The organism is Bradyrhizobium sp. MV1.5, assembly GCF_055807615.1.
In genome coordinates this window covers 24510-34127 of the sequence record NZ_JBVVPL010000012.1, presented here as the reverse complement: position 1 = coordinate 34127, position 9618 = coordinate 24510, and the positions used below count along the sequence as shown (strand labels likewise).

At 63.7% G+C, this 9618-nt stretch carries 8 protein-coding genes; 6 read left to right on the top strand and 2 right to left on the bottom strand.

Annotated elements, in window-relative coordinates; translation table 11 throughout:
* Positions 1 to 376 precede the first annotated feature (376 nt).
* Entirely contained in the window at positions 377 to 1186 is an 810-nt protein-coding gene (locus AC0L2J_RS14050) for an ABC transporter substrate-binding protein (protein ID WP_473390750.1), read from the top strand.
* Here the strand turns inward: AC0L2J_RS14050 and AC0L2J_RS14045 are convergent.
* Positions 1160 to 1858: an ABC transporter permease gene (locus tag AC0L2J_RS14045; RefSeq protein ID WP_473250899.1), complete on the bottom strand. Its 699-nt coding sequence runs from the start codon at positions 1856 to 1858 to the stop codon at positions 1160 to 1162. The two genes, AC0L2J_RS14050 and AC0L2J_RS14045, sit on opposite strands and share 27 nt — an antisense overlap.
* Before the next feature lie 223 nt (positions 1859 to 2081).
* Positions 2082 to 3134 (bottom strand): histidinol-phosphate transaminase, encoded by a 1053-nt coding sequence (hisC, locus tag AC0L2J_RS14040; RefSeq protein ID WP_473390746.1) that lies wholly within the window; start codon positions 3132 to 3134, stop codon positions 2082 to 2084.
* A 221-nt stretch (positions 3135 to 3355) separates the two neighbouring features.
* Here hisC and AC0L2J_RS14035 point away from each other — a divergent pair, with 221 nt between their 5' ends.
* From AC0L2J_RS14035 to AC0L2J_RS14015, 5 genes are all read left to right on the top strand, one after another.
* Positions 3356 to 4834, top strand: coding sequence for an FAD-binding oxidoreductase (locus AC0L2J_RS14035; protein WP_473390743.1), 1479 nt, complete (start codon positions 3356 to 3358; stop codon positions 4832 to 4834).
* Between the two features lie 259 nt (positions 4835 to 5093).
* Complete coding sequence (locus AC0L2J_RS14030; RefSeq protein WP_007612992.1) at positions 5094 to 5945, top strand: 3-hydroxybutyryl-CoA dehydrogenase; 852 nt, start codon at positions 5094 to 5096, stop codon at positions 5943 to 5945.
* A 240-nt stretch (positions 5946 to 6185) separates the two neighbouring features.
* Positions 6186 to 6650, top strand: a complete 465-nt coding sequence (locus AC0L2J_RS14025) for a group III truncated hemoglobin (protein WP_007612990.1) — start codon at positions 6186 to 6188, stop codon at positions 6648 to 6650.
* A gap of 265 nt (positions 6651 to 6915) precedes the next feature.
* Positions 6916 to 7569 carry a QcrA and Rieske domain-containing protein gene (locus tag AC0L2J_RS14020; RefSeq protein WP_473390739.1) on the top strand — a complete coding sequence of 218 codons (654 nt, stop codon included), beginning with the start codon at positions 6916 to 6918 and terminating at the stop codon, positions 7567 to 7569.
* Positions 7570 to 7685: 116 nt separating this feature from the next.
* Positions 7686 to 9413 carry a methanol/ethanol family PQQ-dependent dehydrogenase gene (locus AC0L2J_RS14015; protein WP_473390735.1) on the top strand — a complete coding sequence of 576 codons (1728 nt, stop codon included), beginning with the start codon at positions 7686 to 7688 and terminating at the stop codon, positions 9411 to 9413.
* The last annotated feature ends 205 nt before the right edge of the window (positions 9414 to 9618 follow it).

Genomic DNA, 9618 nt, shown 5'->3' with positions numbered 1-9618 from the left:
CGCCGGCGCGGGGGGGGGGGGGGGGGGGGGCCCTTATATAAATCCGGGTTTGCCCCCCACCTGCGGGCGGGGCGCGCGGCCCCCCCCCACGAGGGGCCAACGTCGCCGTGGCCGGATGCGCCTGGGGCGGGTTGTGTCTGCGCAAAGGCGCCGCTGGTCGCCAGCGCCACGATGCACGCGGATGCCAAAATGAACTTCTTCATCTGGTTTCCTCCTGGGTTGACTTGAGGACAACTTGCGCGCGGAGCGGACGTTCCTCACTTAGGAGCGTCGCGAGGATCATGACCAAGCGCGTTGTGGCGCTTGTCGAGGTTCCCTCTACAGCTCTATCGACGGTAGAGTTTGGAACATCCGCCATCTGGTGTAAGGACGAGGCATGAAAAGGATACTGACTCTCGGAGCGGTTCTGCTCTGGTCCACGATCGCATTCGCGCAGGATCGCACCATCACCGTGGCCTCGACGACGTCAACGGAACAGTCGGGGTTGTTCGGTTACTTGCTGCCGCTGTTCTCAAAGGCCGCAGGCATCGACGTGAAAGTCGTGGCCGTCGGCACGGGCCAGGCGCTCGACATCGGACGGCGCGGTGATGCAGATGTCGTGTTCGTCCATGACAGGCCTGCCGAGGACAAGTTCATGTCCGAAGGCGAGGGCGTGAAGCGCTTCGACGTCATGTACAACGACTTCGTTGTTGTCGGGCCGAAGAGCGATCCCGCGAAGATCGCCGGCGGCAAGGACGTGGCCGAGGCGCTGCGCAAGATCGCCGCCACGAAGGCGCCGTTCATCTCGCGCGGCGACAAGTCCGGTACGCACGCGGCCGAGCTGCGGCTGTGGAAGGAGGCCGGCATCGACCTCGGTGCCGCCAAGGACGGCTGGTATCGCGAGATCGGCCAGGGCATGGGCCCGGCATTAAACATGGCCTCGTCGTTGAACGCCTATCTGCTGTCGGACCGCGGCACCTGGTTGTCATTCAAGAACCGCGGCGAGCTCGCCGTCCTGACCGAAGGCGACAAGCGGCTGTTCAACCAGTACGGCGTCATGCTGGTGAATCCAGTCAAGCATGCGAACGTGAAGGCGCGGGACGGGCAGGCCTTCATCGACTGGCTGATCTCTTCAAAGGGGCAGGAGGCCATCGCCGGCTACAAGGTCGGCGGCGAGCAGCTATTTTTCCCCAACGCGTCCCACTAGCAGGAAGGCGACAGTCGACACTGCGACGCTGAGTGCGAGCAGAATCAGCCCGAGCCCGAGCGCCAGCGGCAGGTCGCCCTTGCTGGTTTCCAGTGCGATCGCCGTGGTCATCGTGCGGGTGAAGCCGCGGATGTTGCCGCCGACGATGAGGATGGCGCCGACCTCGGCGATCGCGCGCCCGAAGGCTGCGAGAAAGGCCGTCAGCAGCGAGGTCCGGCCCAGCGCGAACAGCAAGCCGATGCTGCGTAGCGTTGACAGCCCGTCGATCCGCGCCAGGTCGCCATACTCCGCCCACAGCAGGCTTGCCGGCCGGTGCACCAGTGCCACCACGATCGGTGTTGCGAGCAGCGCCTGCGCGATCACCATGGCCGTCGGCGTGAACAACAGGCCGGCCGCCCCGAACGGGCCGGAGCGCGACAGCAGAAGATAAAGCGCTAGCCCGACCACGACCGGCGGAAGACCAAGCAAGGCATTGGTCAGGACGATGATGACCTGCCGCCCGCGGAACCGGGTGATCGCAAGCAGGGCTCCGAACGGCGCCCCGATCAGAAGCGCCAGGATGCTGGCGGTCAGGCTGACGCGCACCGACAGTCCGACGATGCCCAGAAGCTCTGCATCGGCCTCGCCGATCAGCGTGAATGCGGCGCCGACGGATCGCGCGAAGTCGTTCATCCGCGCCTGAGCTTCGGCGCCCGCCACAATGTTTCGGGTGCGTCGATTTCTGGACTGCGGAGGTGAGTCACGTTTATTTCCCTGAGGGGATCGTCGTGCAATGCAGGCGGCGGAGCGGTTTGGTAGCCCGAATTTGACCGGAAATCAAAGCCTCGCGCGGTATGGCCAGAGGTGGCGTTCGGCCTCACCGTTTGACGCTGCCCGATGCCGGGACCGTCGGGGCTCAGATCAAGCCGCGCAGCACTTCAACAAGCCGGGCGCACTCGGCCTCCGTTCCGACCGTGATGCGCAGAAAGTCCTCGATGCGCGGCTTTCCGAAATGCCGGACCAGAACGCCGCGCGCGCGTAGCGCGGTCGCGAGATCTGCTCCGCTCCGGCTTCGATGGCGCGCGAAGACGAAGTTGGCGAGCGAGGGCAACACCTCGAAGCCGAGTGGTCCAAGATCGCGGGCCAAGTTTTCCCGGCTTGCGATGATGCGGGCACGGCTTTCTCTGAACCAGCCATCATCCTCGATCGCGGCGACGGCGCCGGCGATCGCGAGGCAATCGACGGGATAGGAATTGAAGCTGTCCTTCACCCGTTCCAGCGCTTCGATCAGCGGTCGTTGGCCGATGGCAAAACCAACCCGCAGGCCAGCGAGCGAGCGCGACTTCGAGAAGGTCTGGATGACCAGCAGATTGTCATGGCGCGCAACCAGCGGCACGGCGCTTTCGGCGCCGAAATCGACATAGGCCTCGTCCACCACCACCAGCTGGTCCGGCTGTTCGGCCAGCAGCGACGCGATTGCGTCGCGCTGAAGCGCGATACCGGTAGGAGCGTTCGGATTGCAGAGCAGGATGGCGCTCGATGGTCGCCTGTAGTCGGAGATATCGATCCTCATCGCAGCATCGAGCGGCACCTCGTCATGCGTTATTCCATAGAGGCCGCAATAGACGGGGTAGAAGCTGTAGGTGACGTCGGGGAATAGAAGCGGTGGTTCGTGCTTCAGAAGCGCCTGGAAGGTGTGGGCCAGAACCTCGTCGGAGCCGTTGCCGACGAACACTTGCTCGGGCGCCACATCGCAATGGGCCGCGATCGCCTCGCGCAGGCGCGTTGCGCGCGGATCGGGATAAAGGCGCAGCCGCTCCGCGGCCGATGCGATCGCCGCCAGCACGCGCGGCGAGGGCGGGTAGGGGTTCTCATTGGTATTGAGCTTGACGATGCCGTCCTGCTTGGGCTGCTCGCCGGGGACGTAGGGCGAAAGCGTGTGGACGACGGGACTCCAGAAACGGCTCATGAGCTCCAATCCGAATTTGATCCGGGCACAGTAGGGTATGCGGGACCTCGGCGGAAGTGCGCCTGCATTCAGCATTCCAGGCAAATCCACACGAGGCTTACTGCCGGGACGTTCCCGCAAGCGCGACCCCTATGCTAGGATCGTCGCACCACCGCCCAGAATGAAAACAAGAACGAAGGCTGGCGCCCCAGGGCGCTGAACGGCCGAAAAGAGAGGAACACATGCCGGGTGCAGCTCTTCCCACCGCTCCCTCGATTCCGACCGCACCCGTGACGTCGGCCGTTCTCGACCGCTTGCGGGCCATCGTCGGCGACAAAGGCCTGATCCTGGACGAGCAGGACAAGCTGCCTTTCGTGACCGACTGGCGCGGCACGCTGGCGGGGCAGGCCGGGGCGGTCGTGCGTCCGGCCAGCACCGCGGAAGTCTCCGCTGTCGTCAAGCTCTGCTACGACAACGGCATTGCCATCGTTCCGCAAGGTGGCAACACCGGCCTGATGGGCGGCGCTACGCCGTGGCCCATGCACCGCGGCATCGTGCTGTCGCTCGGTCGCATGAACCAGGTGTTGAATGTCGATCCCGTCGGCTACGCCATGACCGTGGAGGCAGGCTGCATCCTCGAGACGCTTCAGGACACGGCCGCGCGCCACGACCGCCTCTTTCCGCTCAGCCTCGGTGCTCAGGGCTCGTGCATGATCGGAGGCAATCTGTCCACCAATGCCGGCGGCGTGCAGGTGCTGCGTTATGGCAATGCGCGAAATCTGGTGTTGGGTCTGGAGGTCGTGCTGGCTAACGGCGATGTCTGGGACGGCCTGCGCGCACTCAAGAAGGACAACACCGGCTATGACCTCAAGCATCTGTTCATGGGCGCCGAAGGGACGCTCGGCATCATCACCAAGGCGGTGCTGAAACTCTGGCCGGCGCCGAAAGACGTATGCACGGCATGGCTTGCAATCCGCGATCCCAAGGCCGCCATCGACCTTCTGTCGGAGGCGCATGCCGCTTCCGATGACAATGTCGGCTCCTGTGAGCTCATCAGCCGTGCGTGCACCGACATGGTGCTGCGCCACATTCCCGGCACCCAGGATCCTCTCAAGGCTGAGACCGAATGGTATCTCCTTCTCGAATGGTCGTCGGCCCGGCCACGGCAGGACGATGGCACCGGCATATCGGACAGGATGGAGCAGTTCCTGGCCGACCAACTCGAGGCGGGCCGGGTGCTGGATGCTGTGATCGCGCAAACCGAAGCGCAGTCGCGCAACATGTGGCGGATTCGCGAGAGCGTGGCCGAGGCATCGCGCACCGAAGGTCCGGGCTTGAGCTACGACGTGTCGGTCGCGGTCTCCAGGATTCCCGAGTTTATCGACAGCGGTCTCGAGGCCGTGCTCGCCATCCTGCCGACGATCCGCCCCTATCCACTCGGCCACATCGGAGACGGCAACGTCCACTTCTCTTTCATGGGCCCGAAGGGCATGGACCTCGACACGCTGTCCCAGTATTCCGCGGCGATCACACGGGCCGTCAACGACCTCATCACCTCCATGGGCGGCTCGATCTCGGCGGAACACGGCATCGGTATCGAAAAGCTCGACGAGCTCCAGCACTACCGTTCCCGGGCCGAGCTCGACATCATGCGCACGATCAAGCGGGCGCTCGATCCGAAGAACATCATGAATCCGGGCAAGGTGCTTCGTCTCGGTTGAGGCGCGCCCACCTCGAGCCCGGTGCTCCCGAACGCTCGGCGCTCCCGGAGACGGGATGCCGTGGATAGGCGGGCCAAACAGGCCGGGGGCGTCAAATCATGCCGTTTAGCGGCCGAAAGGCGGCTTTATTCCCGCCTTGGATGCTTTAAGGAAGGGAGAGGATCAGGTCGCACCCGCCCTGGGGCAGTGCTAGACCCTGATGCAGGAACAATGGGGCGGGGCCAGTATGGCACGTCCGTAAGGATAAAGGATTGAGGCAATGATCCAGACCGTTGGCATCATCGGGGCAGGGACCATGGGGAACGGCATCGCGCAGATTTGTGCCGCGGCCGGGCTTTCGGTCGTGATGGTCGATATTTCCGATGCGGCGGTGAACCGCGGGATTTCGACGGTCGGCGGCAGCCTCGAGCGCCTGGTCAAGAAGGAGAAGATGTCGGCGGGCGATCGCGACGCCACGCTCAAGCGCATCACCGGCACCACCGACCGCGCCAAGCTCGTCGATTGCGATCTCGTCATCGAGGCCGCCACCGAGAACGAGGAACTCAAGGTCAAGATCCTGAAGGATCTCTGTGCGACGCTGTCGCCGCGCACGCTGCTCGCCACGAACACCTCTTCGATCTCGATCACGAAGCTCGCCGCGGCGACCGACCGCCCCGACCGCTTCATCGGCATGCACTTCTTCAATCCGGTTCCGGTCATGGCGCTGCTGGAGCTCATCCGCGGCTTGCAGACCTCCGACGACACCCACGCCAAGGCGCTCGATTTCGCCAAGCGCGTCGGCAAGGTGGCGATCACGGCCAAGAACAGCCCCGGCTTTGCCGTCAACCGCATTCTTTGCCCGATGATCAACGAGGCGATCTTCGCGCTACAGGAGGGGATTGCGACGGCGGAAGAGATCGATGCCGGCATGAAGCTCGGCTGCAACCATCCGATCGGGCCGCTGGCGCTCGCTGATCTTGTCGGGCTCGACACCATGTTGTCGGTGATGGAGGTCTTTTACAAAGGCTTCAACGACCCCAAATACCGTCCGGCACCCTTGCTCAAGGAAATGGTCGATGCCGGCCATCTCGGCCGCAAGACGGGGCAGGGCTTTTACACTTACGGCGCCTGACCCGTTATTTGCGTTGCGACAAAGACGGGTGCAGCGACTTGCACCAAGATGGGCGCGGATGCGTCCTTCCTTCTCCCCTTGTGGGAGAAGGTGGCGCGAAGCGCCGGATGGGGGGGTGGTTCCGCGAGCCCAAATGCGTGAGGAATACGCGGAGAGAACCCCTCACCCGTCTCGCCGCTGCGCGGCGAGCCACCCTCTCCCACAAGGGGACAGGGTGAAGACAAAACGGACGAAACAAAGATGTCGGATCGACTGAAGGCCGAGCGCGAGGCTGCGACCGCGCGGCGGAATTTGCTGACCCAGGATGCAATCGAGCGCACGGGGATCACCGAAGAGATGATCGGGGAACTCGTGACTCGTTTCTATGGCCGCGTCCGTGAGGATGCGCTGCTGGGGCCGGTGTTCGCGATCGTGCAGAATTGGGACGAACATCTCACCAAGCTCCGGGATTTCTGGTCGTCGGTCGTGCTGATGAGCGGCCGCTATCATGGCTCGCCGATGCGGGCGCACATGCCACTGAGCCTGGCCGGCCATCATTTCGACCGCTGGCTCGATCTGTTCGAACAAACCGCGCGCGAGGTCTGCCCGCCGCAAGCAGCCGCGCTGTTCATCGACAGGGCGCGCCGCATCGCCGACAGCTTCGAGATGGCGTCGGCGACCTTGGCCGGTCGCATCGCTTCGCCGCGTCACGTGCTCCGCTCCTAGAATACAAAATGCCTGCCTGAGAAATGCGCAAGCCGCACTGATCTCGCTATGATCGCGCCGAGCGTCGGCGCATTGCACCAATACCGACAGCATTGACCTGATCTGCAAAATCATCATGCCGGTCGCGTAGCGTGACGTTGCAATTCAAAATAAGCGCGTAAATGCGCATGTTCGCATTCAATCAATGCGAGCAAAGGCCTATTGATGCACTGCGGGAAAAATCGCTGCCTTTTTTTCGGCAGAGTTCCAGCGCCTGCTTGCAAACATGTCGCGTGCATCGTTCAACACATCCTCTTCATCTTCCGACAACACAGCGGAATCCGAAGCTGACGCCTGCACGGAGCAAACCCGGCGGGCGCTGTTGATGAGTGCGCTGGCCACCACGGCGTGCCTCGCCTGCTCCCCGCAAGTCCACGCGGGCGAGGATGCACCCGGCTCCGACGAGCGGCCTCAGAAGGGCGATCTGCTCGTGTTCTCAGAAGGCGATCAGGAGGGACAGCCCGTCACCGCGGCCGCTCTGTCGGCCGGCGGACCGCCGGTGCATGCCTGGCCGAAAGATCCGAAGACGTCGGTCGTGCGCAGCGCCTCGCGCCTCAACGAGATTCTGATCATCCGGCTCGACCCCGCCGAGCTCGACGAGCAGACGAAAGCGCGCGCTGTCGACGGCATCCTCGCCTATTCGGCAATCTGCTCGCATGCCGGCTGTCCTGTCACAGCGTGGGTGAAGAGCGATGTCGGCGACAAGGAAGTGCTCAAATGCATGTGCCACAACTCCGAATACGATCCTCGCGCGGGCGCGCAGGTGGTGTTCGGGCCGGCGCCGCGGCGGCTCGCTGCGCTGCCGCTGGCGCTGGCTGACGGCTCGCTCAGCGTCGCCGGAAACTTCATCGGAAAGGTAGGTGGCGCGCAGCCGGGATGATGGGCGTGCGGGTTCTGCCCGCATCACGAGAGGCCGCATCCGCCGATTGGCGGACGACGGGACGAACGACAAGAATTCAAAACAAGAATTCAAACGAATGAAAAAAGGGGAACGCCATGACCAGGAAGCAGTGGTTACTGTCCGGCTTCGTCGCCTTCACGTGTCTTGCATCGACCGCCGCCGTATCAGGCCCGGTCGAGAACTACGCGCCGGTCACCGCGCAGCGGTTGGAAAACCCGGAGCCCGCCAACTGGATGCTCTACCGGCGGACCTATGACGGGCAGGGCTACAGCCCGCTCGACCAGATCAACACCTCGAATGTGAAGAACTTGACGCCGGTCTGGACCTTCGCGACCGGCGTGGTCGAAGGTCACGAGGCGCCGCCGATCGTCAACAACGGCGTGATGTTCGTGGCGACCCCGATGGGGCAGGTGATCGCGCTGAACGCCAAGACCGGCGACGAATATTGGCGCTACAAGCGGCAGCTTCCCGACGACCTGTTCCAGTTGCATCCGACCAGCCGCGGCGTCGGCCTCTGGGAGGACAAGCTCTATCTCGCCACCACCGACGACCATGTCGTCGCGCTCGACGCCAAGACCGGCAAGGTGGTGTGGGACACCAAGGTGCAGGACTACAAGAAGGGCCAGTACATGACCCTGATGCCGTTGATCGTCGACGGCAAGGTCATCGTTGGCGGCTCCGGCGGTGAGTTCGGCGTGCGCGGCTATGTCGCCGCCTATGATGCCAAGGACGGCAAGGAGCTGTGGCGGACTTATACGATTCCGGGCGAAGGCGAACCCGGCCACGACACCTGGCAGGGCGAGGACTGGAAGAACGGCGGCGGCTCGGCCTGGATGACCGGCAATTACGACAAGGACACCAAGACGATCTATTGGGGCGTCGGCAACGCCGCGCCGTGGCCCGGCGAGATGCATCCGGGCGACAATCTCTATACCTCGTCGGTGCTCGCGCTCGATCCGAACACCGGCAAGATCAAGACCTATCACCAGTATCACCAGAACGATTCCTGGGATTGGGACGAGGTCGAAGCCCCGATGTTGATCGACCTGCAACGCGACGGTCGCAACATCAAGAGCCTGGTCCATCCGGGACGCGATGCGATCTTCTGGATACTCGAGCGCACGCCGACCAAGATCAACTACGTCGCCGGCTGGCCGTTCGTCTCCACCGACGTCTGGAAGGGCATCGACGCCGAGAGTGGCAGGCCGATCGTCGATCCCGCGCACAAGCCGATGGTCGGCAAGCGCGTGGAGTTCTGTCCGTCGCTGTGGGGCGGCAAGGATTGGCCGTCGGCGGCCTACAGCCAGAAAACCGGCCTCGTCTACGTGCCCGCCAACGAGAATTTTTGCGGCGGGTTCACCGGCGAGAAGGTCCCGCTCAAGCCCGGCGAGCTCTGGCTCGGTACCAAGCCGGAGGACATCGGCCTGAAGACGAAGCCGGGTGCCGATCATTTCGGCGAGCTCCAGGCCTGGGATCCCGTGACGGGCAAGAAGATGTGGCAACACAACTTCCCCAAGTCGCAGCTGTTCGGATCAGTGACGGCGACCGCAGGCGATCTCGTCTTCGTGGGCGGCACCAACGACCGCAACTTCCGCGCCTTCAACGCGAAGTCCGGCGAGCTGTTGTGGGAGCAGAAGACCAATTCCGGCATCATGGGCATGCCGGTGTCCTATGAGATCGACGGCACGCAATACATCGCGATCCAGTCGGGATGGGGCGTGGATGCGCAGCGCATCCAGGATGCACTCGTGACCAACGATATCGGCATCGAAGCCAACGTGCCGCAGGGCGGCGTGATCTGGGTGTTTGCGCTGAAGAAATAAGCTCCGCTGGCGGATCGAAAGAAGCGGAGTGTCAGGGGGCAAATGCGGCGGACGGCAACGTCCGCCGCATTTTGCGTCGGCGGCTTCCCTTCCCCCCTTGCGGGAGAAGGTGGCGCGAAGCGCCGGATGAGGGATTCTATCGGCACATCACAATGTGCGAGACTCGCGCAGGCATACCCCTCACCCAAGCGTGATCGTGGCAACC